The sequence below is a fragment of the Pseudomonas sp. 7-41 genome (assembly GCF_021233075.1).
GTDB classification, from domain to species: domain Bacteria; phylum Pseudomonadota; class Gammaproteobacteria; order Pseudomonadales; family Pseudomonadaceae; genus Aquipseudomonas; species Aquipseudomonas veronii.
Map to the genome: position 1 here is coordinate 58,505 of NZ_CP089552.1, position 26,564 is coordinate 85,068.

Consider the following 26,564-nt stretch of genomic DNA (forward strand, 5'->3'; position numbering starts at 1 on the left):
AACCCCCATGAGCAAGAAACTCAAGGCGGCCATTATCGGCCCCGGCAATATCGGTACCGATCTGGTGATGAAGATGCTCCGTTCCGAGTGGATCGAGCCGGTGTGGATGGTCGGCATCGACCCCAACTCCGATGGCCTCAAGCGCGCCCGCGAATTCGGCATGAAGACCACAGCCGAAGGCGTCGACGGCCTGCTGCCACATGTGCTGGACGACGACATCCGCATCGCTTTCGACGCCACCTCGGCCTATGTGCATGCCGAGAATAGCCGCAAGCTCAACGCGCTTGGCGTGCTGATGGTCGACCTAACCCCAGCGGCCATCGGCCCTTACTGCGTGCCGCCGGTCAACCTCAAGCAGCACGTCGGCCGCCTGGAAATGAACGTCAACATGGTCACCTGCGGCGGCCAGGCAACCATCCCTATGGTCGCCGCGGTCTCCCGCGTGCAGCCTGTGGCCTACGCCGAGATCGTCGCCACCGTGTCCTCGCGCTCTGTCGGCCCTGGCACGCGCAAGAACATCGACGAGTTCACCCGCACCACCGCCGGAGCCATTGAGCAGGTCGGCGGCGCCAGGGAGGGCAAGGCGATCATCGTCATCAACCCGGCCGAGCCGCCGCTGATGATGCGCGACACCATCCACTGCTTGACCGACAGCGAGCCGGACCAGGCCGCGATCACCGTCTCGGTCCACGCGATGATCGCCGAGGTGCAGAAATACGTGCCCGGCTACCGACTGAAGAACGGCCCGGTGTTCGACGGCAACCGCGTGTCGATCTTCATGGAAGTCGAAGGCCTGGGCGACTACCTGCCCAAGTACGCCGGCAACCTCGACATCATGACCGCCGCCGCGCTGCGCACCGGCGAGATGTTCGCCGAGGAAATCGCCGCCGGCACCATTCAACTGCCGCGTCGCGACATCGCGTTCGCGTGAGAGGAGTAGCACCATGAATTTGCACGGCAAGAGCGTCATTCTGCACGACATGAGCATGCGCGACGGCATGCACGCCAAGCGCCATCAGATCAGCCTGCAACAGATGGTCGCGGTGGCCAAGGGCCTCGATGCGGCAGGTATGCCGCTGATCGAGATCACTCACGGCGACGGCCTTGGCGGTCGTTCGATCAACTACGGCTTCCCGGCGCACAGCGACGAGGAGTACCTGCGAGCCGTGATCCCGCAGCTCAAACAGGCCAAGGTGTCCGCCCTGCTGCTGCCCGGCATTGGCACCGTCGAGCACCTGCGCATGGCCCTGGACTGCGGCGTCTCGACCATCCGGGTGGCCACCCACTGCACCGAGGCGGATGTTTCGGAGCAGCATATTGGCATGGCACGCAAGCTCGGCGTCGACACCGTCGGCTTCTTGATGATGGCGCACATGATCAGCGCTGAGAAAGTCCTTGAACAGGCCAAGCTGATGGAAAGCTATGGCGCCAATTGCATCTATTGCACCGACTCGGCCGGCTACATGCTGCCCGATGAGGTCAGCGAGAAGATTGGCCTCCTGCGTGCCGAGCTGAATCCGGCCACAGAGGTCGGTTTCCACGGACACCACAACATGGGCATGGCCATTGCCAACTCCCTGGCTGCCATCGAGGCAGGTGCAGTGCGCATCGATGGCTCAGTCGCCGGCCTCGGCGCCGGTGCCGGCAACACCCCGCTGGAAGTGTTCGTCGCGGTGTGCAAGCGCATGGGTGTGGAGACCGGTATCGACTTGTACAAGATCATGGACGTCGCCGAGGACCTGGTGGTGCCGATGATGGATCAGCCGATCCGCGTCGACCGCGACGCCCTAACCCTGGGCTACGCCGGGGTGTACAGCTCGTTCCTGCTGTTCGCCCAACGCGCCGAGAAGAAATATGGCGTCTCGGCCCGCGACATCCTAGTCGAACTGGGCCGACGCGGCACCGTCGGTGGCCAGGAAGACATGATCGAAGACCTGGCCCTGGACATGGCGCGGGCTCGTCAGCAGCAGAAGGTGAGCGCATGAACCGTACTCTGATCCGCGAACAGGTGCTGGCCCTGGCCGAGCACATCGAAAATGCCGAGCTGAATGTCCACGATATCGGCAAGGTGACCAACGATTTTCCTGATATGACCTTCGCCGACGCCTACGACGTGCAGTGGGAAATCCGTCGGCGCAAGGAGGCCCGCGGCAACAAGATCGTAGGCCTGAAGATGGGGCTGACCTCCTGGGCGAAGATGGCGCAGATGGGAGTGGAAACGCCGATCTATGGCTTCCTCGCCGATTACTTCAGCGTGCCGGACGGCGGCGTAATCGATTGCGCCCAACTGATCCATCCGAAGATCGAGGCGGAAATCTCGGTGGTGACCAAAACGCCTCTGCACGGCCCGGGCTGCCACCTCGGCGATGTGATCGCGGCGATCGACTACGTGATCCCCACCGTCGAGGTGATCGACTCGCGCTATGAGAACTTCAAGTTCGACCTAATCAGCGTGGTCGCCGACAACGCTTCCTCGACCCGCTTCATCACCGGTGGCCGGATGGCCAGCCTGGAGGAGGTCGACCTGCGCACCCTCGGCGTGGTCATGGAGAAAAACGGCGAAGTGGTCGAACTCGGTGCCGGCGCCGCAGTGCTCGGCCATCCGCTGTCCAGCGTGGCGATGCTGGCCAACCTGCTGGCCGAGCGCGGCGAACACATCCCGGCCGGTACCTTCATCATGACCGGCGGCATCACCGCCGCCGTGCCGGTTGCGCCGGGCGACAACATAACCGTGCGTTACCAGGGCCTCGGCTCGGTGTCCGCACGCTTTATCTGACCCCCCGCGGCCGGTCTGCACGGACGGCCGCCCCCTTTTTTCGGAGGACGAGGTATGCCCATCGCTCAGTTGTACATCCTAGAAGGTCGCAGCAACGAACAGAAGGAAACCCTGATCCGCGAAGTCAGCGACGCTATGTCGCGCTCGCTGGACGCACCGATCGAACGAGTACGGGTCATCATCACCGAGATGCCGAGTAACCACTTCGGCATCGCGGGCAAAAGCGCCAAGGCTCTCGGTCGATGATCCCACCTGATCCTGCACAATCCTGGGTGCCCGACACGTGAAAACCATGACCGAACGCTCGCTGCACTGGGAAGTAGCCTCTGCCGTCGCACGCGCCGCCGTGGCCCATGCCGACGAGCTTGGCGTGCGCATTCACGTCAGCGTGGTGGACCGCGCCGGCCTGCCGCTGGCCTATCTGCGCATGAACGGCGCCTTCCTGCATTCTCAAGGTATCGCCGAGGACAAGGCCTATACTGCTGTCAGCTTCGGCTTTCCCACTCGCGACTGGCTCGAAGTGCTGGGTGATAACCCGCGCCTGTGCATCGGCCTGCCAAAACGCGAGCGGCTGGTGGTGTTCGGCGGAGGCCTGCCTATCCTTCTGGACGGCGAATGCATTGGTGGTATTGGCGTCTCCGGAGCCAGTGAGGAACAGGACGAAGCCTGTGCTGAAGCGGGTCTGTGGGTGCTCCGTGAATCTGCTCATGCACAAAACGACTGAACTTGCCATGTTTCTGCAGGGGATGCCGCTACGGCCTTCATCAAGCCGCGCTGGAAGCCGCTGGTGATCACCTCTGAACGCCTCAGCCTGCGTTTCTACGAAATCTGCGCCCTGTCCGACAGTACATGGAAGAGTGCATACAGCTGCTGGACAAGCAGATGGCCACCGTCACCTGGTTGGTCAAGGTCAACGGGCTGCGCGATGCCATCCTCACAGAGTCCGGGTTGAAGATCACCCCGCGGGATTCTGCGGTACCCGTTACCGAGCAGCGCTGAGCAACCAGACCAGCCAGTTGCTGCCGCCAGCGACAATGCGCAGGCTACGGTCAATGGTTCCAATGTTTGCTTTCATGGCGATCTCCCGATTAATGGTTGCGCCGGGTTTCCAGCGCGGTAAACAACAACATACCGGACTGCATGGCCAACATGAATACGATCGCTTGCAAGCGTCCTGTCAGCAGAATTGCCACTGCAGGGCCAGGACAGATGCCCGCTGCTACCGCCAATCAAGCGCGGGTCTAACTTATGTTTGATCGGTAACTGAATTGGTCTTCCCAGCAGCGAGCTAGATTGTTGTCGCGGCTTGGTTATTGGGCCAACGCCAAGGAAGGGTCTCAAGCACCAGTTAAATCCAGGAAAGCGAGTACTTTACTGAGGTTGGCCATACCTGCCAGAACCAGACCTAAGCAGACCAGCAGACCAGCAATGAATGCACTCAGTTTGATCATGTCACCCCCTTTAGAAGATGACGCAAGAAAACACTGTGGCGGACACGAACGTGAAACACACAGTTGCAACCATTGATCGCGGCGAAAGGTGCGATATGCCGCGCACCCCATGGCCACTGGTGCAACCTGAACCGTATCGTGTACCGGCGCCCACCAACATACCGGCGACGATCAACCCGAACCAACCACTTTGGAACTCAATCTGCGGCAGCGCGGCGAACAAGCCCCATAGAAGCGGCGCGATAAGCAGGCCCAGGAGAAAACGTACTTCTCACTCGCCCCACGCTCCCACGCTGTAAAAGACTACCGATCAGACCGCGGATGCCTGCGACACGTCCGTTGGCGACGAGAAATAGGCTTGGACGCCAGACCGATCAATACGCCGCCTGTAAGGGGTGACCAGGGCGCTGACGATAAAGCCGCTGATCACGCCTTGGTAGTAGGAGCTCAGCGGCCGCAGACCGGAAGCTTGGAGGCCACCAGCTTTTCGCTGGTGTCGGAACCCGACAGCGCCGAGCTGCTGCCGTATGTGAGCGAGTCGAAGTTAATCTCCGACGGCGACATGGCGAAAATCGGGCAGATGATCGAGGTCAGGAACGTCATCCACTTGGAGAAGTACATCTCATTGTATTCGACAACGAAGCGCTCGAAGGAGGCCATTGAGTCCTCATTCTTCGACAACAAGACCGGCAACGACCAAGCGGTGTTCACGCCCTTTACGGAGTTGTCTCACTAGCGCTTGAAAGCGTAGATGTCCTGGGCTGTGTAGTTATCGGACATGTGAAGCATCCCCTTCGGGATAGCGTTAGAAAAGCCTCCAGCACGACATGTCTGTGTTGAAGACGTGGATTTCACCTTGGGCATCAAACTTCGGGAAGGACTTTTCCGGGGTTCATCAGTCCTAAGGGATCCAGCGCTTGCTTGATCAAACGCATTACTCCAACGGCTGCACCATGTTCCAGCGCCATGTACTTTATTTTCCCCAAACCAATTCCATGCTCACCAGTGCATGTGCCGTCCAGCGCAAGAGCGCGCTCGACCACACGCTCATTGAGTGCCTCGGCCTCAGCCATTTCTGCTTCGTTATCCGGATCGACCACCAGTCCCAAGTGGAAATTGCCATCGCCCACATGGCCGACTACGCCTACGAAAAATGAGACCTTGGCGACATCTTCAGCTGTTTCGGCGATGCATTGGGTCAACGCCGAAATCGGCACGCACACATCGGTACTCCAGATCCGCGCATTCGGACGCATGGACTGCATCGCATAGTGAACATTGTGTCTGACACGCCATAGCTCACTGCGGGCATCAGCATCGGCTGCAGTCTGGAAACCCAGTGCGCCGTTGCTCTCAACAATTTCCTGCGTCAGTTCCACCTGCTCCGCAACGCTGGCCGGGGATCCGGCGAACTCGAAAAAAAGTGTCGGTGTTTCTGTCAGCCCCATCTGGGAAAATCGGTTTACAGCCTGCACCGTGCGCGCATCCAGCAACTCAACGCGTGAGACCGGGATCCCATATTGAATAATTGAAACCACCGAACTCACCGCCGCGGCAATTGTCGGGAAAGTGCACACCGCCGCGCATGTGGTTTCAGGAATGCCGTAAAGGCGCAGCGTGACTTCAGTGATGATGCCCAGAGTACCTTCCGAGCCAACCAATAATCGCGTGAGGTCGTAACCAGCAGCAGACTTGCGTGCACGGCCGCCGGTCTTGATCACCTGGCCATCGGCCATTACTACCGTGAGATTCAATACGTTTTCGCGCATCGTTCCGTAGCGCACTGCATTAGTGCCTGACGCCCGGGTCGCCGCCATGCCGCCTAAAGTGCTTTCTCCCCCCGGATCGACTGGAAAGAACAACCCTGTGGTGCGCAGTTCGGCATTTAACTGCGTGCGAGTGACGCCTGCTTCGACAGTCACGTCCAGATCGTCCGGACGAACGTCGATGATTCTCTGCATGCGGCTCAGGTCAATACAGACGCCCCCCATTGCGGCGCCCACATGGCCTTCCAGCGACGTGCCAGCACCAAAGGCGATGATCGGAACCCGCTGTGCGGCGCAGAGTTTAACGATAGTCGAAACCTCGGACGTTGACTCGGCATAACACACTGCGCCCGGCGGGAGTGCCTGATGATATGACTCTCCGCGCCCGTGTTGCTCGCATTCGGCACGGCTGGTACTCAATCGCCCACCGATCAGCTCGCGCAAAGCATCGAGCAGAGTGGGCGTGGGAGATATTTGTGGCGCATTGTGAGTGCCCATTGGATGGTCCATTTATTGTTGATTTAATAATCCAAGGTACAACAACTGGCATACAAGTTTAAAGCCGCCGTTCCGTTATCATTGTGAACCGCCCCGGCTATCGCGGAGGCTCCACCTTTTTAGAAACTGGGGCCACTATGCCAAAGCCACCGAAGTTTTCCCCTGATGTCCGCGAGCGCGCCGTACGCGGCGTTTTGCAAGGTAGTTGTCGCGTCAGCTGTGTTTTTATGCGGCTATTTTCAGTGTCGGTAAGTCCCTTTCCGGATTGAGTGTGACAGCACCGATGGGCTGCCAATTGCGTGTCGCACCCGACCAGCGGTGTGGATGCTGATTGCGGGCTTGCTGATACAGCGCATGACGCTTGGCTAAGATCTCTTGATCCTCGCCTCGATGACGCTGTGCCGGGGTCACGAAGCGGATGCGGCTGTGGCGGTGTTGGTGGTTGTACCAGCGGATAAAATCGCGCACCCAGCTGCGTGCCGCGTCCAAATCTGCAAAACCACCAGGAGGCCATTGCGGGCAATATTTCAGGGTTCTAAACAGCGATTCTGAGTAGGGATTATCGTTACTCACCCGTGGTCGTCCGCGTGACGGGGTGATGCCGAGTTCGTACAGTTTGCTCAGCAACGTCACCGATTTCATCGGTGCACCGTTGTCCGAGTGCAGCACTAAGGGCCGTCCGGCGCAGCGTTCGGTGAGCACGGTGCGCTGCATCAGTTCGGCCGCCAGCTCGCCACTTTCTTGCTCGTAAACTTCCCAGCCCACGGCCTTTCGGCTGTAGATGTCCTCGATCAAATACAGATAGTAGTACTTCCCACGCACTGGCGATGGCAAGTAGGTGATGTCCCAAGACCAGACCTTATTGGCTGTGGTTGCGCTGTGAGTTGTCGGCGCAGCATGCTTGTGCGGTGCATGGCTGCGGCCACGTCGGTGCTGCTGATCAGCTTCCTTCAGGACGCGGTAAAAGGTTGCCTCTGAGGCCAGATAACGGCCTTGATCGGCCAGTATCGGGACGATCTGGCTGGGCGGCAGGCTGACGAATGGCGGACTGTTGCAGACCTCTAAAATAGCGCAACGCTCCTGTTCACTCAGGGCATTAAGTGGTCGCGGACGTGACGTGGTGGTGCGCACGTCGGCCTGCATCACAGGCGTCAGCGCCCAGCGTTGCAGGCTGCGCAGCGACAGCCCGATCTCCGCGCTGGCAATAGTTTTGCGTGCACCAGAAGCAACGGCTTGGTTAAAACGTTCAACGAGTTGTTGCCGTTCTGGCAGCGAGGTCAGACGTCCTCGCTGTCGTTTCCCCAGAAGGCATTCATCTTTTTCGCAGCACCAGAATCGCGGTGGTTTCTGCGAGCGCCTTGTCCTTGCGCCGCAGTTCACGCTCCAACTCGGCGATGCGTTTTTTGTCGGCGCGCGCCTGTTCTCGCTCGGCCTGGCGCTGTGCCTGGGCTGTTAGCTGGCCACTGATGCAGGCCTGTCGCCAAGCGCCGATTTGCTCGGGGTACAAACCCTTGCTGCGACAGTATTCGCTAAGCTCGATCTCGCTCAACGTGGCCGTGTGCAACACCGCTGCGAACTTGGCATCAGCCGACCAGTTATCGGCACTGCTTTTATCTCCGGGCACCACTGCGCCTCCTGCTTTGAGCTTGGTTCGCCAAGCATACAGGGTGGCTTGAGAGATGCCTTCTTGACGCGACAACTCGGCCACGGACATGTTTTGAGGCGGCAGCAATTTGTTGATAAGGGCCACTTTACGCTCAGGTGAATAGCTCGACATTACAGCTCTCTTTGGCGCCCCCGATCTATCGTTTTGATAAATCAGCTCAGGCGACAACTAGCCTGACACCGGGGGGAAATCTGTGATAGCGCACTGACAAATTCATCAATTTTACCTGCCGGATCACATATATCACTTGACGTGCTTTGTGAAATACTTAAAGCCTCGACTGCTGAATTAAAAAAATCACCTTGTACGTGTTTTATCGATTCAATCAAGGCACACACCCCAGCAGCCATCGCCATGATTGATGACTGCATTTTACCCACTTCATCATTGCTCGGTATAGTGCGGTATGTAAGATCACCTTTTGACATACCATCCATAACATGAACTATCTCATCTATTGAATTGCGAGTCTTTTTCATAAGAAGCAAAATAACAAAAAAGAAGATACAATTAATTGCCACAACAAGAAAATACGCATAGCTTTTAACACGCTTGGAAATATCCGCAACTCCCATCCCAAAGCGATCAGAGTTAGTGTACGACCAACTTACAAGCCGTTTCATTTCCTCGACGCGCTCAGAGTTTAATCCATCTTTAGAAATGCTACTTGCATACCTCACAAGCTGCCCAAGCTTTATTTCTGAAGCATCAGATAGCTCAAGAATCAATCCCTTCCCAATAATCTTAAAAGAGCTTTATCGCCATCCCACAAACTGTTTACAGACGTAGTTTGTCTACGCGCCCTCTGCACCTGCTCTACTATAAAATTTAAATTTACATTTACATTTACATTTACATTTACATTTACATTTACATTTACATTTACATTTATATTTATATCTATTTCTTTTTTCTGCAGTTCATAGTGTACCTTGCTCAAGGCAAAAACATGTTCCCTTTCATAATAAGAAAACTCTGTCAACTTGTGCATTAAGCGCATTCCGAACAGCGCAACAAAAAAAGAAAATCCTGCCATAATAAGATTCAAAAAAAAATCGACAGCGCAGCGAACAGTTGATATTCATACCACCCCTTAACACCATGAATGGAATATTATATCTCAACCAATATTGAAATATATTTATTCTTAGGCAAGATATAAAACAGCACTCTTTCTACAATCTAGAAGAGCGCTGTTAAACGAGCAAAATTATAATACCTCAGAACTTATATGATGCTCCAAGACTCAGAATGAAAGGATCAATCTCAATCTTGGTAGAAACAGGTGCAGCCCCAAGTGTACCAGAAACATCTGTTTTGAAAGGAATATAGCGCACATCTGAATTTAACATCCATGAGTTACCAAAATCATATCTAAGGCCGACCTGAACAGCAGGCGCCCATTTATCTTTGATATCAAATGAAGTCAAGGCACCATCAGTTTTGTCGAAGAAAAACACTCGACCGACACCTAGTCCGACATATGGATAAAGTCGCTCAAAATTATCAAAATGATACTGAAGTGACAAAATTGCAGGGCCATAATCAACTTCACTGACTCTTCCCAGCGCAGAGATGGATTTTTCACCTTGAAACTTAGCTTTAGCTGGAATCCCGACGAAAAAATCCAAAGCTACATTGTTACTAATAAAATAGGAAATATCAAAAGAAACTGTTGTATCATTACCGATGCTTACAGCAGCATTGGGTACAGTAGCCCCACCTACATTTAGGGAGCCTAGCGTCTCGTCTACATAAACTTTAGACATATTAAAGCTAGCAACCCAGTCGCCCTGATTGTAGCCAGCAGTTTCAGTCGAATAGATTTCACCTGACCACGCACTGGCCCCACCCAACACAAAACTAGTTGCTAATATCGACATAGCGAGTTTTTTTAAAATAGGCGGATTCATTATACTTCTCCATTTTTTGTTATATAAGTGAATTCATAAACAAGTTACTACCTTTCACAGAGGCTGATTTTCGAAAAAAATTAGCCAAAGTCCGTACCAAAAGCGTTACTCAAGTGCCGAAGAATCATTACACGAAAGAATATCAGCATATTTCTCACGCAAACGATTCTTCAGAATCTTACCAGCCCCATTGCGCGGCAGTTCATCAATAAATATAGCGGCGTCTGGAATTTGCCACTTAGCCACCTTACCTTCGAAATAACTAAGCAATTCATCATCCGTTAGCACTGAATTAGGGGCTCTGACTGCAACAAGAAGAGGCCGCTCATCCCATTTTTTGTGCTTTACTGCTATGACTGCAGCATCAACTATCGCGGGATGCGCAATCGCAACACCTTCTAGCTCTACCGTACTAATCCATTCACCACCAGACTTTATAATATCCTTTGCGCGATCACAAATTGTCATAAAGCCATCCTGATCAATAGTGGCCACATCCCCAGTTGAAAACCATCCATTCGAGAGTGTTGTACCAATAGTGCTACGAAAATAATCTTTAATAACCCAATGCCCTCGAACCATAAGATTGCCTTTGGTAACACCATCTTCAGATAGTGTGACACCCTCATCATCAACTATCTTTAGTTCGACACCATAAGGTGGGCGCCCCTGGCTTTGGCGCAGTGCAAGTTTTTCATCCCATGGCAAATTCACTTGATGCCCGAGTGGCGTGTTTGCCGTACCAAATGGCGAAAGCTCAGTCATACCCCAAGCATGAATAACTTCGACACCATATAGATCGTTAAATTCTTTAATCATAGAAGGAGGGCAGGCCGAGCCTCCTACAACAGTTCGCGTAAGGCTTTCTGCTTTCGAACCACTTTCCGCTAGAGAGGCTAACAACCCCTGCCAAATAACTGGCACTCCAAGAGCAATACTGACACGTTCCTGATCAATTAGCTTCGCTAAGCTAGCGCCATCAAGTGCCGGGCCAGGAAGAACTAATTTTGCACCAACCATTGCAGCGGAGTATGGAATCCCCCACGCATTTACATGAAACATCGGAACAACTGGCAAAATTGTATCTCGCGCAGACAAATTGAGCGTATCAGGCATTGCAGTCGTCATTGAATGTAAAACTGTCGAGCGGTGTGAATAAAGTACCCCCTTAGGATTACCCGTAGTACCCGAAGTATAGCAGAGACTAGAAGCCTCTTTTTCATCTACATCGGGCCACACATAGTCATCATCACCTTGTCCAATCAAATCTTCGTAGGCAAGTAATCCTGGAATCTTGGCGGATGCCTTTAAATTTGCACATCCCATCAAGACAAAGGCTTTGGCTGTTGTTAATAGCCCATCTAACCCAGCAATTATCGGCAAGAATGTCTCGTCGAAAAATATTACCTTATCCTCCGCATGATTTATCACATAGGCAATCTGCTCTATGAAAAGCCTAGGATTTATCGTATGACATACCATCCCTGCACCTGAGACACCGAAGTAAATCTCAAGATGGCGGACATTATTCCACGCAATGGTTGCACAACGATCACTTTGTGTGAGCCCCATCTTGCCTAGCGCAGAAGCAAGCTTACGGGCACGCAGCGCCACTCCTGACCAATAAGCTCTTGTTACTTCACCAGAGGTTTCAACAGAAACCACCTCTGTATTACCATGGTATCGTGCAGCATGCTCAATAAGTGAACTTATGATCAACGGCTGACGCATCATCTGACCAATCATAGCGCTGCTCCATATCGATAACTAAACTCAATTGAATCAGTAAATTTAGTCAAAAATTATTTTTCTATTACGTGCAAACTAATTCTACAGCAGTTCTGGCTCTAAATTTTGGCGAGTAAAACCAATACTTGCATCTAATGATGCCATATCAACTTTTCGCACAATTATTTCCGCGGCATTTTCAGCAATCATAATAGTCGGAGCGTTTGTATTCCCTGCGACTAAATTCGGCATAATTGATGCATCAACGACTCTAATGTTTCTTAAACCGCGCACCTGCAAGCATGGATCAACGACTGACGCTGGATCTTTACCCATTCTACAAGTACCTACCGGATGATAAATCGTCTCAGCTCGACTACGAATATCTGCAACTATTTCATCATCGCTAGTAACAGCAGGACCAGGAACTATTTCCCGTTTAAAATGCTTAGCCATGGATGGGGCATCAAAGATAGCGCGACCGATCTTTATACCAGCAATCATAGTCTTAATATCTTCAGGATCACTAAGGTAGTTGGGGTCAATCAGTGGATCATCCATAGGATTAGCACTTTTAAGTCCAATCCTACCTCGGCTTTTAGGTAAAAGATCACATATGTGTAGCGTATATCCATAACCAACGGCTATTTTACGACCATGATCTTTTAAATAGGTTGGCAAAAAATGAAACTGCAAATTAGGCCGATCACGCTCAGGGGAACTTTTCACAAAACCACCTGACTCAGCCACATTGCTCGTCAGAAAACCCTTGCGCTTAAAAATATAGGAAAACAACCCCACAAGACCACGAGGTATGAAAGAAAACGCCACACCTATCGGCGTTCTAGAATTTGCGGCGCACATTAAAGTAATATCTAAATGGTCTTGAAGATTTTTTCCAACTTCAGGAAGGTCGTGCACTAGAGCAATTCCATGCTCCTTAAGCTCGGCTGCCGCACCAACTCCAGAAAGCATTAGAAGTTGAGGTGTGTTAACCGCACCAAGAGAAAGAATCACTTCACCACTATCTGTAGTCTTAACTTGCTGATGCATATTTTTTTGAATATAAGACACCCCTACTGCCTTACGATCTTCGAAAAGTACTTTTGTAGCATGCGCTTCAGTAATTATATCTAGATTAGGTCGATCAATCACATCATGTAAGAATGCACGAGCTGAGCTCCAGCGCTGTCCATGCTTTTGTGTTACTTGATAAAATCCTACTCCCTCTTGGTGCGCACCGTTAAAATCACCGTTGAAGCTAATTTTAGCCTCCATACCGGCCTGAACGAATGATTTGCTAAGCGGGTTGAGATCCTTTAAATCACTAACGGCCAGTTCTCCGTCCGTCCCATGATAGTTTGACTTATCAAAGCGCTGGTTGTGCTCAAGTTTTTTGAATAACGCGAAAGCACGCTTCCATCCCCAATATTCCCCCCCCGCTTGCTCCCAAGCCTGGTAATCCTCCTCATGCCCCCGGATATACACCATCGCATTGATCGAACTTGATCCACCTAGCGTCTTCCCTCGGGGCCAAAATAGACTACGTTCATTGAGGTGTTGTTGTGGTGCAGTTTGAAATGCCCAGTTGAGTTTTTTACTATTTGAAAGTAAAGCAATACCTAGCGGCATATGAATTAGCGGATTTGTATCTCGCGGCCCGGCCTCAAGTAAGCAAACTCGTTTCGATGGGTCGGCTGAAAGGCGATTAGCAAGAACACACCCAGCGGATCCAGCACCAACAATTATATAATCATACATTTTTTGTTATCCTAAAAGATAAATATTGCAATAACACTTCAGCTCAAATACCTTACCGTCATGCTAATTAATCGCTTCACCTTTCCAGTGTAAGGGGGGAACAACAAATGTGTAATTGAGAACCTATCCAGCAGAATGGGCTTCTCGTGAGAAAACGCCTGGAAACCGTAAAACCCATGAGCACTACCAATACCGCTATTATTAACTCCGCCAAATGGAAGATTGGGATGCAAAAATTGGACAACGCTTAAATTTATCCCAACTGACCCAGAACTTGTGCGACCCACAATATCCTGAGCAAACTCTTTGTCTTCAGAGAAAATATAAAGCGCTAGAGGCTTGGCGTTATCGTTTATCTGCTTAATCACATGATCTATATCATCGTATTCAATAATCGGCAGTAATGGGCCAAATATTTCTTCACGCGAAATGTCCATCTCAGGCGTGACTTTGGATATTATAGTTGGCGCTACAAATCTATCCAATGCATCAATCTCGCCCCCTTGTAAAATTTTCGCGCCTTTTGATTTTGCGTCACCTATGAGCTCATAAAGTCTATTAAGGTGCTGATCATTTACAATTCTGCAATAGTCCGGCGATTTCTTCTGCGCCTCAAAATCCTTCCCATAAACCCGCGTCACTTCTTCCATTATGATTTTATGAAAATCATGGGCTATGCTTCTATGCACAAATACATGGTCAGGTGCAATGCACGTCTGTCCATTATTCGAAAATTTGCCCCATACGATGTTACGCGCAGCTTTTTTTAAATTTGCTGTCGGACCAATAATGGTTGGGGATTTTCCGCCTAGCTCCAACGTAACCGAAGCGAGTGTTTTCGCCGCTGCTTCCATTACTAATTTTCCAACTCGTGGACTCCCTGTGAAGAAGATATGGTCAAAAGGTAGAGTCAACAGCTCTTGGGAAACAGCGGCGTCGCCCTCCACCACAGTGACTAGATCAACGGAAAAAGCCTCCCGAATGATAGAGCCGATCAATGAAGCAGTGTGCGGTGTCAACTCAGATGGCTTTATAATAACGCTATTACCTGCCGCCAGCGCAGAAACAAGTGGGCCAAAACTAAGGTTGAAGGGATAGTTCCAAGGCGCAATGATTAAACAAACCCCCTTTGGCTCGAAACTAAGCCTTGCTTTGGTGCCAAGTACACTGAGTGCTGCCTTCACTCTTCGTGGCATCATCCAGGTTTTTAGGTTCCGTTTTGCGTGACTGATTTCTTGCAATACCGGAAATATTTCTGTCAGTTTTACCTCACTCGCCGGTTTACGGAAGTCTGCCGCAAGTGCAGCGATAATTTCTGACTCACGACGCTGAATTATTTCTTTCAGTATATTAAGGGCCGCAATACGCTCTGCTAAACTAAATTTTCCACGGCGAGCGCTACTTGCTTTTTTTTGCGCATTAAAGATGTCAATGACTGAATGGCTTTCAGTGCTTGAGTTGGACTCAGCTAGCCTAGTGTGCATAGTCATTTTTATTATTTTCCTGTATTATTCTGAATGACTTAATATTTTTAGCCTAACTTTTCCTGATAGAGTACATAGTCTTCTTTAGTGGCCCCACAATCCGGACAGCACCAGTCATTAGGGATATCCTCAAAGCGAGTACCTGGAGCAAAGCCCTCGACCTCGTCACCCAACGCCTCGTCATATATATGGCCGCAAGTAATACAAATCCATTTAAGGAATGCTGCTCCGCTCTGCAAATTAGTTACCCGCGGCTTACGCCCGTTCAGATGCTGTCCTTCAGTTGCAACGTCAAGCGCTATCTCTGCACTCATCGTCGTATTTGATATTTCAGTGTTTACATCAGAGCTGCTCACTTTTGCCGAAACTGAAAGAGTGTTGTTTGAACTGATATTTTTCTCGCCTGTACTTCCCTCAATCAATACGAAATCTAGCTTGTCTCGAACGGCACAGTCGGGACAACACCAATCCTCAGGAATGACGATCCAAGGAGTATTTGGGGCAAACCCTTCATGTTCTTCCCCCTTACTTTCATCATAAACATATTGACAATCTGGACACTGATACCTAGCCATATCTATTACCGTGTTAATGAGTTGCGTACTCTACAGTACGTTAACGCTTGTTATTCTTTATCTTCTTTACGGAAGACCTACGCACAGCTTGTGATTGACTTCGTCGCTCAACTTTATTATCAGGCGTATTTTCACGCTCATCAGTTATACTGATTTTTTCCGCTGTAAACTCTAGCTCTGCACTCAATATTGAAGGCTCGGATAACGTGTCTTCGATAATATTGTTATCTTGCTTAATGACGGGATCGTTTTGCTTTAATTGTGTGATTTCGCACCGTGGATCCGCGAGCATCTTAAAGTCAATTTTGTCTCGAACAGCGCAGTCAGGGCAGGCCCACTCTTCAGGGATTTCCCCCCAATTAGTATTAGGCTGAAAACCCTCGTGCGGCTCCCCCTTGCATTCATCATAAATATACTGACAATCTGGACACTGGTACTTCGCCATTACCCCTTCTCCTTTTAGACCGGTGCTCGCATCCCTTGAGGCTACCGCTTATTTACTGAGCAAGTCTAACTATGAAATTTATTATTATGGACGTCTGCCGATAGATCCATAGAAATGAATCTATCGGAAGAGCTCAATTATATAAATAACTTGCAGAATGCAACAGTTAATCAATCGTCAGACTTCTAGTGCATAAGGCTCATTACAATTTAACTTGTTTACGCACGACGAACTCAAACAGATATATTAAAAATCCACCGTTATTTCTGCATGCTCTCACCACTATGATGCTACCGCGGTTGCGCCCCGTTTATCATCCGCACCAACATTATGAGTAAACTTTTTTATGTATTCTGCGCGCATTGAATCTTCAATTTGAATCTTGCTCAGGTCGCCATTAGCCCAATTTACCACCTTAGGGTCCATCACCGATCTAAACCATTGAGGAATCATTGCCATCAAAAATGCACCGGGGTAGCCAGTCGGAAGTGCGGGAAGGCCGGGGAAATCACGTAATGACTGGTAAGAGCGAGTTGGGTGCGCGTGGTGATCAGAGTGCCGTTGAAGGTGAAACAGAACCAGATTTGACACGATGTGGTTACTGTTCCACGAGTGATGTGGCTTTTGATGTTCATATCGTCCATCGGCCATTTTTTCACGCAGCAAACCGTAGTGTTCAATGTAGTTCGCGCTTGTTAACTGCCACCACCCGAAAGCCATCTGAATTGGAAGGAACACCAGCATCTTCGGACCAAAGAAGGCAAGCAGGAGGGTGTAGAGAACAACTGTGATGACCATTGGCTGGAGGATCTCATTATCGAAACTCCAAACGCTTTGCCCGCGGCGCGAAAGGCGTTGTTCCTCAAGCCCCCAAGCACGACGAAACGCTCCAGGAATCTCACGGGTTGAGAATTTATATATATTTTCTCCCATACGTGAGGTCGCAGGGTCCATCGGTGTAGCAACATCACGGTGATGGCCTTTATTATGCTCAATAAAGAAGTGGCCGTACCCGACAACCGCCAGCACAATTTTCGCCATCCAACGATCAAAGGCTTCTTTTTTGTGACCCAGTTCGTGGCCTGTATTAAGCGCTAGGCCATTCACGATGCCCAGTGACAAGGCAAGTGCGACGATTTCGAACCAAGACATTGACTGAGTCCCTACCCACCATGCAGACACGATTAGTGCTGCGTAATGCATTGGAACTGTTAGATACGTTAAAACTCGGTAGTAACGTTCTTTCTCCAGTTTCTCCACTACCTCCTCAGGCGGATTATTAAAGTCCTCACCGAACATCGCGTCAAGCAGTGGAAGAACCCCGTACCACACAGCTAGAACTAAACCATAAAAGATACCCCAGCCAGTCTCATTGGCCAGCCAGATTCCGATCATCGGAGTAGCCGGCCAAAAAGTTGAAAGTATCCAAAAATATTTCTTTTTATCCACGTATTCTGGAGCAGAATCCAGAACGCTGCTTTTGCCATTCATTTTGTTGTTCTCCTATTGTCCAATAAGTCTCTGCGAGCACCACACAACCTAATTCCTGTCCCAACAGGGAAAATCAGGCCATCTACTCTCACATCTGACATGGTAAAACTGCACTCACCTTAAGCCTGCTTCAACTACTCCTTGGTGTAGTTATCTGAATAATATTAGCCATCTCAGCGACGAGACCCGCAGTCAATGTCATCCCTCCAGGCCAAGGCGAGCCAGTGTCCTGGCCTTGAATTAGGCTATGTACCCATTAACTGTTGCAAGGCCTAGTGGACTGAGCGGGTAGTTCATTTATCTACCGGTAACGGTATACTGTGCATCCAATGTCATGGATTGGTTATACGCATGGCCCGACCGACTTCCCCCTTTGCTTTAATGCCTTCAGATCTCATCGCCCTGCAAGGTTGGTTGCGTATGAGTACGCTGGAACAGAGCCTCGCCCAGCGAGCGCGCATCCTGCTTCTACTGGCTGATGGATTGACGCCCAAGGCCGTCAGCGAGCAGTTGCAGGTCACGCCACCGACGGTATTCAAGTGGCGAAAACGCTATCTGGAGGCGGGAATCGAAGGGTTGAGCGATCTGCCGCGCAGCGGCCAGCCACTCAAACTGGGGCCCGAAAAAATCAACGAAATCCTGACATTGACCACCCGGCGTGTACCCCAGGAAGCCACTCACTGGAGCGTTCGTTTGATGGCCAAGTATGCGCGGGTCACCACGTGGCAGGTTCGGCAGGTCTGGGCCGCTTCCGACCTCAAACCCCATCGCTTGAAGACCTTCAAAATCAGCAACGATCCTCATTTCGCCGACAAGGTAGTCGACGTGGTCGGGCTCTATCTGAACCCGCCGGATAACGCCCTGGTGTTGTCGGTTGACGAGAAAACCCAGATCCAGGCGTTGGATCGCACCCAACCGATGCTGCCGCTACGTCCAGGTCAAGTTGAGCGTCGCACGCATGATTACAAACGCCATGGTACGGCGAGTCTGTACGCAGCTTTCGACATCCTGACCGGCCAAGTCATCGGACGGATTACCCAGCGCCATCGAGCCAAGGAGTTTCTGGCTTTCCTGCAACAGATTGACCGCAGCACGCCAGCCGGCCTGGATCTGCATGTGATTCTGGATAACAGTTCGACCCACAAAACGGCTGCAATCAAGCAGTGGCTGGAAAAGCATCCGTGTTTCAAGTTGCACTTCACACCGACCAGCGCGTCTTGGCTGAACGCCGTGGAAGGCTGGTTTGCACAGCTGGAAAGACGAGCGTTGTACCAGGCCGCCTTCACCAGCGTCGCCGACCTGAAGGCGGCTATCCGCCAATTTATCGAGGCTCACAATGAGCATTCAGCCAAGCCGTTCAAGTGGAATAAAACGGCTGAGGCCATCATTAGCTTGGTACATAAAGCGAAGCTGAGCGTGATAAAAAATAAGTTAATGAATTAACCGCTCAGGCCAAGCGGACTGTTTGGTTAGTTCAATAACTTATTCTTGATTGCGGTGAGCTTTGCGCGACTAACAGAGTTGATGATGGATTCAGCCGTTTTGTTCCAGCGAAATGGCTTGGCTGAATGTTCATTATGGGCTTCGATAAAACGGCGAATTGCCGCTTTCAGATCCGCCACGCTGCTGAACGCATTGCGATACAGCGCCCGCCGTTCCAATTGAGTAAACCAACCCTCTACGGCGTTCAATCATGAGGCACTGGTCGGCGTGAAGTGCAGCTTGAAGCGGGGATGCTTCTCCAGCAATGCCCTGACGGCGGCTGTCTTGTGAGTCGAGCTGTTGTCCAGAATCAAATGCAGATCCAGCTCGGCAGGCGTCGCGCGGTCGATCTGTCGCAAGAATTCAAGGAACTCTTTGGCCCTGTGTCGTTGGGTGATGCGATGCGACCAATGACCTGGCCCGTCAGGATGTCGAAGGCGGCATACAAACTGGCCGTACCGTGACGCTTGTAGTCATGCGTCCTGCGTTCGATCTGACCCGGCTTGAGCGGCAGCATGGGCTGGGTGCGATCCAGCACCTGGATCTGGGTTTTCTCGCCCACTGACAGCACCATCGCATTGTCAGGCGGGTTCAGGTACAGCCCAACCACATCGACCACTTTGCCAGCAAAGTGTGGGTCGTTGCTGATCTTGAAGGTCTTCAGCCGGTGGGGCTTGAGGTCGGCAGCGGCCCATACCTGGGCGACTTGCCAGACGGTAACGCCCACGTATTTGGCCATCAGGCGCAGGCTCCAGTGTGTCGCCTCACGCGGTACACGCTGGGTCGTCAGGGTGAGGATTTCCTTAATCTTCGCCTCGTCGAGCTTGCGTGGATGTCCGCTACGCGGGAGATCGCTCAGCCCATCGAGGCCAGCTTCCTGATAGCGCTTGCGCCATTTGAATACGACAGGTGCCGAAACTTCCAACCGATCACTTACCTGCTTGGGCGTGAGACCGCTGGCCAGCAGCAACAGAACTCGGGCACGTTGCCCAAGGTTTTGCGGCAGAGTTCCCATGCATAACCAGCTTTGCAGCGTCTCAACATCAGTGGGTTTTAAACAAAAAGAAGCCGCTGGTCGAGCCATGCTACAGACGCCGAAAAAGGAGGGATGCACAGTATATTTGTTATCCCCCTATCGATAAACGAACTTTACGGACAGCCAACTAAGCCAGCAGTGGCCTGGGGGCTACCCGACTAAGAGGCAGCATTTTGCACCACCGATCATATCGACTACACTTAAGTGTAGTTTAAATATTTTACACCGTAACCTATGGTGAGAATATGCAGTCAGCTGGCGCGAGAATAGCATAATGAAAATAAAAATAATAAATAATGATTTCCCGGTTGCCAAGATCGGGCTGGATCGAATTACGACTCTAGTAAGTGCCAAAGTGCATAACTGCATATATCGGCCCAGATTGAGTATCGCGGATGGAACTGCACCCAGAGTATGCCTTTATAGAGCCCCGCCTGGATATGGAAAAACCGTGGCTCTTGCGTTCGAGTGGCTACGCCACAGAACAACCGGACGTCCTGCAGTGTGGATTTCTTTAAGAGCCAGTTCTTACAGTGAATTTGATATCTGCGCAGAAATTATTGAGCAGCTTGAAGCGTTCGAACTGGTAACATTCAGCCATGTGAGAGAGGGTGTGAGCAAGCCTACGCTCTTGCGAGACCTTGCATCCAGTCTTTGGCAGAGTACCTCGAGTAACGAAATAGAAACGCTAATTTGTTTGGATAATATTAATCAGGGCTTGGGCTTGCCGTTGTTGCACGCGCTTATGGAGTTCATGTTAGAAACACCAAAAAGTATCAGGTTTGCAGTCGCAGGTAATACAATAAAAGGGTTCTCGCGGCTTAAACTTGCAGGCGCTATGCAGGAGCACACCGAGAAAGATTTGGCCTTTAGCGCAGACGAGGCAGTGGCGTTAGTGGAGGCAGAGGCTGTTCTTGGAGTTTCTGAGGTACAGATAGAGGCCTTGGTGCAAGAAATGGAGGGGTGGCCTGTTCTTATCGGGTTTTTGTTAAAATGTGAGTTGCCGGCCAAGTCTATTTCAACAGTAGTTGAAATAGACAATTACTTTAATGATGAAATATTTGAGGCGCTTCCCGAGCGGTATCGTGTTTTTCTTGTAAATTCTTCATTGCTCGATGTCGTGACGCCTGATGGCTACAATTATGTATTCAAATGCGTCAATGCGGCCTCATGTATTAAATATCTGAGCACGAATTACATGTTACTTCGCCATGTAGAAGGTGAGCCGGCGCAGTTTACACTACATCCAGTATTGCGCGATTTTCTTCAAGGAATTGCTTGGGCTGAAAATCCTGCTAAAAGATCCTACTTGCTTAAGCGCGCAGCTTTCTGGCATTGGCGTAGAGGCGAATACCAGTACGCAATACGAATAGCCCTACGGGCGAATGACTGTCGCTGGGCTGTCGGCATGAGTGAGGGAATAATTTTAGATTTGTCATTTCGTCAGGGCGAAATAGATACGCTGAGACACTGGCTGTCGGAGCTGCCAGTGAAGGACTTGCACAAGAACCCCATAGTACTTATTTGTTTCGCGTGGGTATTGTATTTCAGTCAGCAAAGCGCGCGAGCAGAGAAGTTACTTAAAGACCTAATTACCCCGCCCGATAAAAAAAACAAATGGCAAGAAAAAGGATGGCCGCAGCTTGTGTTTGCAATAGGTAAAGCAACGAATGATGAAATGCTTTTGAGTGAGGAGCTCTGTAATAAGTGGATTAGTTTATTTGGGGATTCAAACGCAGTTGGGAAAGGGGCCGCGCTAACCTGCTTGGCTTTTATTTTTGCCAGTGAGTATAGATTTGCAGAGTTAGAGAAGGTGCTGGCTCAGGCCCAAGCCGTGAATAAATTTGCAAAACAAGATTTTGCTTTCGGTTGGCTGTATGTCGCCAAGCTTCAACAAGCGCTAGCAAGCGGGAAAATGAGCTGGGCCAGGCAGCTTATAACTCAAGCACGCACAGACAGTGGCGCGCAGATTATGGAGACCGCGTTTACCTCGAAAATGCTGGACGCTCTAGAGCTTGAGTCAAATTATGAATTGTGCCGCTTGGACACCTCAGAAGAAAAGTTCTCCGAAATTTTAGAGTTTATTGCCAATCACGGGGTGACAGACGTGTTTTTTTCCGTATGCCGTGTTGTGTCAGCTTGGCGGCTTGGAAGGAATGACCTGAATGGTTCCATTGAGATTTTGGAGTGGGCGAAGGCATATGCGGCTGAAAAAAATCTACCAAGATTGGAAGTTATGAGCCAAATTGAGATCTATCAACGCTTGCTCTTTCAAGGCGTAACGTACATAAATACGTTACAAGCTTTTGAAGATCGCAAGATTTTCTCCGGACCGCACTCAGCCCCCCTAAAGGCACGCCTGCTGCTTGTTCAATCACTCGCGCTTTCCCGAGATCAGAACTTTCATCTTGCCGCGCACAGAGCGCTATTGGCTATTCAGCAAGCCCGTAAAATTAGCGCAGGCCAATTGGAAGTCCGTGGCTTATTGTATTTAGCCGGAGCGCAAGCAGGTGGCGGCACATTAAAGAAGGCTCAGCATAACATTGCTTATGCATTGGAGATGGCAAAACAGCTTCAATGCTTTCAAACAGTGCTGGATGAAATACGTTTGATTAAGAGATTAATACCGACTTCATGTGAAGTCTTCGCAGCAGTTAATTTAGATCAAGCGATTGGAGCTTTTAGTCTGCCGCAAATGGTGGAGATTAGAAAATCCGCAGAAAATAAAGCTGGTGATTTTTTGACACTGAAGCAGGTCAGTGTCTTGAAACTTGTAAAAGAGGGGTGCTCAAACAAACAAATAGCAACAAAGATGTATGTCACCGAAGATGCTATAAAGTGGCATATGAGGAAAATATTTACCATCCTTAATGTAAAGAGTCGCACGCAAGCAATAATTGAAGCCGAACGTCAGGGTGTTATCTGAGGTGATCGGCATTAAGCAATATAGTGAAAATATATCAGAGAGAATATTATGGCAATTGTTATTGTTGGCGCTGGTACAGCTGGAGTAAATGCTGCGTTCTGGCTTCGTCAATATGGTTATAAAGGGGGCATTAGACTTTTGAGCCGGGAGTCTGTGACACCTTATCAGCGGCCTCCCCTATCCAAGGCTTTTCTGACAAGTGAGACTGCAGAATCCGCAATACCACTAAAGCCAGAAAGTTTTTATACGAATAATAATATTAGCATTTCGTTAAATACACAGATTGTATCAATTGACGTGGGGCGTAAGGTAGTTGCTGCTAAAGACGGAGAAGAGTACGCGTATGAAAAATTGATTCTTGCAACAGGTGCTAGCGCGCGTAGGTTAACCTGCGAGGGATCTGAACTGTCTGGAGTCTGCTATTTACGCAGTATGGAAGACGCCAAAAATTTACGTAGGAAACTTGTGGAGAGTGCGTCTGTTGTTGTGTTGGGCGGCGGAGTGATCGGGCTTGAAGTCGCCTCAGCTGCGGTGGGCATAGGGAGGAGGGTCACAGTGATAGAAGCCGCCCCGCGTGTAATGGCGCGCGTGGTTACGCCAGCAGCAGCCAACTTAGTCAGAGCCCGCCTGGAGGCTGAAGGAGTTGGGTTCAAGCTGAATGCGAAATTAACGTCCATAAAGGGCAGGAATGGCCATGTTAATCAATGCGTACTTGAAAGTGGAGAAAAAATTCAGGCGGATCTGATTATAGTTGGAATCGGTGCTATCCCTGAGCTAGAGCTGGCAACTGAGGCGGCCCTTGAAGTGAGTAATGGTGTTGTGGTCGATGATCAGATGCGTACATCGGATACCAGTATATATGCGATCGGCGACTGCGCACTGGCTAGGAATCTTTTTTTTGGAACGATGGTACGTTTAGAAACAATTCATAATGCGGTTACACAAGCTCAAATTGTCGCAAGCAGCATCTGTGGCACGTCAACGCCTGCACCAACCCCACCACGGTTCTGGTCTGATCTTAAAGGGATGACGCTGCAAGGACTTGGTGCTCTAAAGGACTACGATAAACTCGTTGTTGCAATTAATAACGAAACTGTTGAACTAGAAGTCCTTGCGTACAAGCAGGAGCGACTGATTGCAACTGAGACAATAAATCTGCCTAAACGTCAAGGTGCGCTTGGCGGGAGTATAAAATTACCTGATTAGCAATGATGCTCAGCCACTCGAACCAACCGCAAGGGTTGTGAGGGGGCAGGTAGTGGCGGCGATTAGTAGACACGAATGCCGCGTACTCAGATCGAAGCGTCGGTTAAATCGGTAAGCGTCTGGGCGTAACGTCGGTAGTGCTCGACGAACTGGGTGTAGCGGTAGGTCGGCTGCCCCGCATGCGCGGCGAGATATTCCTCCCACAGCAGTTGCAAGGTGACACCCTTGCGGCGCAGCTCGCGGTGGATGCTCAGGTCGCGGTAGGGACGGCAGTTACCTGCCGCCCCCCGCACATACATGGACGCCCCCGGGTTGCCAAGCTTTCAATCTGTGACGGCTCGATGGTATAGATTACACTCATACATCTGGACTTTCGGTGCGGCGTTGCCGCTGTCCCTGATGGAATCCGCTGGCCGAGTTCTCAATAGATCCGTGTGCTCATGGCACGCTGTGCGGTTCAGATTTTCTTGGCCACGGTCTTACCAGTTTTGCCATCAATTCATGCTCACCTGAGCAATCAATAGCGTTGGTCTACTACAGGGTTGAGTTGACGTCTTCAAGCCACTCCGATTACGCGACGACGGTCGTGTAATCGGAGCGGAACTCGCGGTCACAGGCCAACAAGGCCCATATAATTCGGGCGTTTTTATTCGCCAGTGCAACGGCTGTCACATTGGCGTTACGCCGCTTAAGTAGCCGGCCAAGCCAGCTGTCAGAGATATCTTTTCGTTGTGCTGCGTAGATCATCGACCGTGACCCCTGGATCAGTAGCGTCCGTAGATAGGAGTCCCCCCGCTTACTCATCCCCAACAGCACCGTCTTACCCCCAGTGGAGTTCTGCTTCGGCACCAGCCCAAGCCAAGCACTCACCTGTCGGCCATTCTTGAAACTCTTGGCATCGCCAAGAGAGGCTACCATCGCACTGGCCGTGATTGGCCCGATGCCTGGAATCTTGGCCAGCTTGCGGCTGTTTTCGTTCACGCGATGCCAGGCGACAATTTGACTCTCGATCTCACGAACCTGATGATCGAACCCCTTCAACTGTTCCTGTGTAAGCGACCCATAAATCTATGGTCACCCCCGTTTTTGCAATACTGATTAGCGGGTGAAGTGGTTGGCTTGCTTAAATCTATCCGGCGTCTATCTGGGGCATGCCCCGCGCCACGATGAGAGTCGCGCCTGACGATCCTAAAAACCCCAGCGGCTTTATATAGCCGGTTTATGGATCAGGTTCTTCGCCAGGCCGGAGGGCCGTTCACGTCATCGATTGTTCAGTCATCGCAAAACCTAGGTGGGTGATTCTTAGCACAGCACAACATCAGCTTCAGGCAGCTAAAGCCTCTGGCCCGGTTTCAAATTGCGTATGGTGAGCCGCTATCGCCCATGCGATTCGTGCCAGCTTGTTGGCCAAAGCGCAGGCCACGACGTTCGAGTGGCGACGACAGAGCATTGAGCGCACCCAATCGGCCAGAGCGCCGTGCTGATATTTCAGCCTAAGCATGTAAACCCTGGCGCACTGCACCAACAATCTTCTGAGGTTCTTATCGCCTCGTTTGCTGATTCCCAGCAGAGTCGCCTTGCCGCCCGTGCTGTGCTGCCGGGGCACCAGCCCTACGGACGCGGCGAAATCACGGCTACATCCGTATTGTTTGCCATCCCCCATTTCGGCAGCCAGCAGGCTGGCGGTGATCGGGCCGACACACGGTATGCTCAGCAAGCGACTGCCAAGATCATCGTCGGCAAGTTGGCCGATAAGCTCTTTATCCATTTCCTTGATCTGCTCATCCAGATAACTGAAGTGCTTATGCAATCGCTGTAGCAACACCGTCAGTCGAATCGGCAGTTCATGCTCGCTCAGAATACTCCCCAAACGCTTCATCATTGTTGGGCCTTTCGGCAGGCTAATCCCGAATTCAAGCAGAAAGCCATGCATCTGATTGACCACTTTAGTGCGATCGTGCACCAGAGATTCCCGCATGCGATGCATCATTGAAAGCAGTTGCTGAACCTCTGTCTTGGGTGTGACGAAACGCATTGTCGGACGTGCGGCAGCCTCGCAGATCGCCTCAGCATCTACAAAGTCGTTCTTGTTGCTTTTGACAAATGGACGGACGAACTGCGGCGAAATCAGCTTGGCCTTATGCCCCATCGCCATCAGCTCTCTAGCCACAAAATGCGAGCCAGCGCAAGCCTCCATAACTACGGTGCATGCAGGGAGATTGCAAAAAAACTTCATCATCTGCTGGCGAGAGAGTTTCTTGTGAACAGCTCTCGCCCTGGCTTGTCCTGACCGTGCAGGTGGAATGTATTTTTGCCGAGATCGATACCGACTAATGCTAACTCGCTCATGATTAAGGTCT

At 50.9% G+C, this 26,564-nt stretch carries 21 protein-coding genes and 6 pseudogenes; 9 read left to right on the top strand and 18 right to left on the bottom strand.

All coding sequences use genetic code 11. The features are described from left to right. The first annotated feature begins 7 nt into the window (after nucleotides 1–7). The 6 genes and pseudogenes from LQ249_RS30680 to LQ249_RS30705 form a co-directional block, all read left to right on the top strand. Nucleotides 8–931 carry an acetaldehyde dehydrogenase (acetylating) gene (locus tag LQ249_RS30680; RefSeq protein WP_016355711.1) on the top strand — a complete coding sequence of 308 codons (924 nt, stop codon included), beginning with the start codon at nucleotides 8–10 and terminating at the stop codon, nucleotides 929–931. A 13-nt stretch (nucleotides 932–944) separates the two neighbouring features. Beyond that, nucleotides 945–1,985 (top strand): 4-hydroxy-2-oxovalerate aldolase, encoded by a 1,041-nt coding sequence (gene dmpG / locus LQ249_RS30685; RefSeq protein WP_016355712.1) that lies wholly within the window; start codon nucleotides 945–947, stop codon nucleotides 1,983–1,985. Further along, a complete protein-coding gene (dmpH, locus tag LQ249_RS30690) occupies nucleotides 1,982–2,776 on the top strand; it encodes a 2-oxo-3-hexenedioate decarboxylase (protein ID WP_134939347.1) in 795 nt (264 codons plus the stop codon). Before dmpG ends, dmpH begins: the two co-directional genes overlap by 4 nt. A 54-nt stretch (nucleotides 2,777–2,830) precedes the next feature. Then, complete coding sequence (locus tag LQ249_RS30695) at nucleotides 2,831–3,022, top strand: 2-hydroxymuconate tautomerase (RefSeq protein ID WP_134939348.1); 192 nt, start codon at nucleotides 2,831–2,833, stop codon at nucleotides 3,020–3,022. A gap of 46 nt (nucleotides 3,023–3,068) precedes the next feature. Then, a complete protein-coding gene (locus LQ249_RS30700; RefSeq protein ID WP_304998425.1) occupies nucleotides 3,069–3,500 on the top strand; it encodes a GlcG/HbpS family heme-binding protein in 432 nt (143 codons plus the stop codon). A gap of 21 nt (nucleotides 3,501–3,521) precedes the next feature. Next, nucleotides 3,522–3,801: pseudogene (locus tag LQ249_RS30705) on the top strand (hypothetical protein); the annotation flags it as partial. Between the two features lie 63 nt (nucleotides 3,802–3,864). Here LQ249_RS30705 and LQ249_RS30710 read toward each other — a convergent pair. The 14 genes and pseudogenes from LQ249_RS30710 to LQ249_RS30780 all read right to left on the bottom strand — a co-directional run bounded on the left by LQ249_RS30710 (nucleotide 3,865) and on the right by LQ249_RS30780 (nucleotide 17,554). Further along, nucleotides 3,865–4,227, bottom strand: a pseudogene (locus tag LQ249_RS30710) (DUF6691 family protein). After that, nucleotides 4,224–4,605, bottom strand: a pseudogene (locus tag LQ249_RS30715) (YeeE/YedE family protein). The pseudogenes LQ249_RS30710 and LQ249_RS30715 overlap by 4 nt, the downstream one beginning before the upstream one ends. A 69-nt stretch (nucleotides 4,606–4,674) precedes the next feature. Then, nucleotides 4,675–4,887 carry a hypothetical protein gene (locus LQ249_RS30720; protein ID WP_134939350.1) on the bottom strand — a complete coding sequence of 71 codons (213 nt, stop codon included), beginning with the start codon at nucleotides 4,885–4,887 and terminating at the stop codon, nucleotides 4,675–4,677. A gap of 203 nt (nucleotides 4,888–5,090) precedes the next feature. After that, nucleotides 5,091–6,491, bottom strand: a complete 1,401-nt coding sequence (locus LQ249_RS30725) for an FAD-binding oxidoreductase (protein ID WP_134939351.1) — start codon at nucleotides 6,489–6,491, stop codon at nucleotides 5,091–5,093. A 225-nt stretch (nucleotides 6,492–6,716) separates the two neighbouring features. Continuing rightward, nucleotides 6,717–8,268, bottom strand: a protein-coding gene (locus tag LQ249_RS30730; protein ID WP_232566698.1) for an IS3-like element ISPpu4 family transposase whose coding sequence is annotated in 2 segments (ribosomal slippage) — nucleotides 6,717–7,806 and nucleotides 7,805–8,268 — 1,554 coding nt in all. Because the reading frame shifts where the segments join, the coding sequence is not laid out codon by codon here. 41 nt (nucleotides 8,269–8,309) lie between these two features. Continuing rightward, nucleotides 8,310–8,885 carry a methyl-accepting chemotaxis protein gene (locus tag LQ249_RS30735; protein WP_232566699.1) on the bottom strand — a complete coding sequence of 192 codons (576 nt, stop codon included), beginning with the start codon at nucleotides 8,883–8,885 and terminating at the stop codon, nucleotides 8,310–8,312. Further along, nucleotides 8,882–9,148 (bottom strand): hypothetical protein, encoded by a 267-nt coding sequence (locus LQ249_RS30740; protein ID WP_232566700.1) that lies wholly within the window; start codon nucleotides 9,146–9,148, stop codon nucleotides 8,882–8,884. Before LQ249_RS30740 ends, LQ249_RS30735 begins: the two co-directional genes overlap by 4 nt. A 229-nt stretch (nucleotides 9,149–9,377) precedes the next feature. Further along, complete coding sequence (locus tag LQ249_RS30745) at nucleotides 9,378–10,070, bottom strand: OmpW/AlkL family protein (RefSeq protein WP_232566701.1); 693 nt, start codon at nucleotides 10,068–10,070, stop codon at nucleotides 9,378–9,380. 105 nt (nucleotides 10,071–10,175) lie between these two features. After that, entirely contained in the window at nucleotides 10,176–11,816 is a 1,641-nt protein-coding gene (locus tag LQ249_RS30750) for a long-chain-fatty-acid--CoA ligase (RefSeq protein WP_134939329.1), read from the bottom strand. Between the two features lie 84 nt (nucleotides 11,817–11,900). Then, entirely contained in the window at nucleotides 11,901–13,559 is a 1,659-nt protein-coding gene (locus LQ249_RS30755) for a GMC family oxidoreductase (protein ID WP_134939328.1), read from the bottom strand. A gap of 38 nt (nucleotides 13,560–13,597) precedes the next feature. After that, entirely contained in the window at nucleotides 13,598–15,049 is a 1,452-nt protein-coding gene (locus tag LQ249_RS30760) for an aldehyde dehydrogenase family protein (RefSeq protein ID WP_022963143.1), read from the bottom strand. 41 nt (nucleotides 15,050–15,090) lie between these two features. Continuing rightward, the gene (locus LQ249_RS31895) at nucleotides 15,091–15,618 is read right to left on the bottom strand and encodes a rubredoxin (RefSeq protein ID WP_134939327.1); all 528 of its coding nucleotides are present in this window, start codon (nucleotides 15,616–15,618) and stop codon (nucleotides 15,091–15,093) included. Between the two features lie 40 nt (nucleotides 15,619–15,658). Then, a complete protein-coding gene (locus tag LQ249_RS30775) occupies nucleotides 15,659–16,063 on the bottom strand; it encodes a rubredoxin (RefSeq protein WP_134939326.1) in 405 nt (134 codons plus the stop codon). Between the two features lie 282 nt (nucleotides 16,064–16,345). After that, nucleotides 16,346–17,554 carry an alkane 1-monooxygenase gene (locus LQ249_RS30780; protein WP_134939325.1) on the bottom strand — a complete coding sequence of 403 codons (1,209 nt, stop codon included), beginning with the start codon at nucleotides 17,552–17,554 and terminating at the stop codon, nucleotides 16,346–16,348. A gap of 351 nt (nucleotides 17,555–17,905) precedes the next feature. Between LQ249_RS30780 and LQ249_RS30785 the strand changes: the two genes are divergently transcribed. Next, nucleotides 17,906–18,997 carry an IS630-like element ISPpu2 family transposase gene (locus tag LQ249_RS30785; RefSeq protein WP_076611188.1) on the top strand — a complete coding sequence of 364 codons (1,092 nt, stop codon included), beginning with the start codon at nucleotides 17,906–17,908 and terminating at the stop codon, nucleotides 18,995–18,997. Between the two features lie 26 nt (nucleotides 18,998–19,023). On the opposite strand, the pseudogene LQ249_RS30790 reads toward LQ249_RS30785, so the two are convergent. Then, nucleotides 19,024–20,120, bottom strand: a pseudogene (locus tag LQ249_RS30790) (IS630 family transposase). Nucleotides 20,121–20,523: 403 nt separating this feature from the next. Between LQ249_RS30790 and LQ249_RS30795 the strand changes: the two are divergent. Together LQ249_RS30795 and alkT are read left to right on the top strand one after the other, a co-directional pair. Next, nucleotides 20,524–22,998: a LuxR C-terminal-related transcriptional regulator gene (locus LQ249_RS30795; RefSeq protein ID WP_232566702.1), complete on the top strand. Its 2,475-nt coding sequence runs from the start codon at nucleotides 20,524–20,526 to the stop codon at nucleotides 22,996–22,998. A 48-nt stretch (nucleotides 22,999–23,046) separates the two neighbouring features. Continuing rightward, nucleotides 23,047–24,204, top strand: a complete 1,158-nt coding sequence (gene alkT / locus LQ249_RS30800; RefSeq protein ID WP_134939323.1) for a rubredoxin-NAD(+) reductase — start codon at nucleotides 23,047–23,049, stop codon at nucleotides 24,202–24,204. An 86-nt stretch (nucleotides 24,205–24,290) separates the two neighbouring features. Here the strand turns inward: alkT and LQ249_RS30805 are convergent, their stop codons facing one another. The 3 genes and pseudogenes from LQ249_RS30805 to LQ249_RS30815 all read right to left on the bottom strand — a co-directional run bounded on the left by LQ249_RS30805 (nucleotide 24,291) and on the right by LQ249_RS30815 (nucleotide 26,553). Further along, nucleotides 24,291–24,503, bottom strand: a complete 213-nt coding sequence (locus LQ249_RS30805) for a hypothetical protein (protein WP_134939322.1) — start codon at nucleotides 24,501–24,503, stop codon at nucleotides 24,291–24,293. Between the two features lie 271 nt (nucleotides 24,504–24,774). After that, nucleotides 24,775–25,251 (bottom strand): annotated as a pseudogene (locus LQ249_RS30810) (IS110 family transposase); the annotation flags it as partial. 277 nt (nucleotides 25,252–25,528) lie between these two features. Continuing rightward, nucleotides 25,529–26,553: pseudogene (locus LQ249_RS30815) on the bottom strand (IS110 family transposase). Nucleotides 26,554–26,564: the final 11 nt, after the last annotated feature.

Bases quoted from the DNA above. Each gene is read 5' to 3' on its own strand.
- LQ249_RS30680 (WP_016355711.1), top strand. From the start codon at position 8: ATGAGCAAGAAACTCAAGGCGGCCATTATCGGCCCCGGCAATATCGGT.
- dmpG (WP_016355712.1), top strand. From the start codon at position 945: ATGAATTTGCACGGCAAGAGCGTCATTCTGCACGACATGAGCATGCGC.
- dmpH (WP_134939347.1), top strand. From the start codon at position 1,982: ATGAACCGTACTCTGATCCGCGAACAGGTGCTGGCCCTGGCCGAGCAC.
- LQ249_RS30695 (WP_134939348.1), top strand. From the start codon at position 2,831: ATGCCCATCGCTCAGTTGTACATCCTAGAAGGTCGCAGCAACGAACAG.
- LQ249_RS30700 (WP_304998425.1), top strand. From the start codon at position 3,069: ATGACCGAACGCTCGCTGCACTGGGAAGTAGCCTCTGCCGTCGCACGC.
- LQ249_RS30720 (WP_134939350.1), bottom strand. From the start codon at position 4,887: ATGGCCTCCTTCGAGCGCTTCGTTGTCGAATACAATGAGATGTACTTC.
- LQ249_RS30725 (WP_134939351.1), bottom strand. From the start codon at position 6,491: ATGGGCACTCACAATGCGCCACAAATATCTCCCACGCCCACTCTGCTC.
- LQ249_RS30740 (WP_232566700.1), bottom strand. From the start codon at position 9,148: ATGCACAAGTTGACAGAGTTTTCTTATTATGAAAGGGAACATGTTTTT.
- LQ249_RS30745 (WP_232566701.1), bottom strand. From the start codon at position 10,070: ATGAATCCGCCTATTTTAAAAAAACTCGCTATGTCGATATTAGCAACT.
- LQ249_RS30750 (WP_134939329.1), bottom strand. From the start codon at position 11,816: ATGATTGGTCAGATGATGCGTCAGCCGTTGATCATAAGTTCACTTATT.
- LQ249_RS30755 (WP_134939328.1), bottom strand. From the start codon at position 13,559: ATGTATGATTATATAATTGTTGGTGCTGGATCCGCTGGGTGTGTTCTT.
- LQ249_RS30760 (WP_022963143.1), bottom strand. From the start codon at position 15,049: ATGACTATGCACACTAGGCTAGCTGAGTCCAACTCAAGCACTGAAAGC.
- LQ249_RS31895 (WP_134939327.1), bottom strand. From the start codon at position 15,618: ATGGCTAGGTATCAGTGTCCAGATTGTCAATATGTTTATGATGAAAGT.
- LQ249_RS30775 (WP_134939326.1), bottom strand. From the start codon at position 16,063: ATGGCGAAGTACCAGTGTCCAGATTGTCAGTATATTTATGATGAATGC.
- LQ249_RS30780 (WP_134939325.1), bottom strand. From the start codon at position 17,554: ATGAATGGCAAAAGCAGCGTTCTGGATTCTGCTCCAGAATACGTGGAT.
- LQ249_RS30785 (WP_076611188.1), top strand. From the start codon at position 17,906: ATGGCCCGACCGACTTCCCCCTTTGCTTTAATGCCTTCAGATCTCATC.
- alkT (WP_134939323.1), top strand. From the start codon at position 23,047: ATGGCAATTGTTATTGTTGGCGCTGGTACAGCTGGAGTAAATGCTGCG.
- LQ249_RS30805 (WP_134939322.1), bottom strand. From the start codon at position 24,503: ATGTATGTGCGGGGGGCGGCAGGTAACTGCCGTCCCTACCGCGACCTG.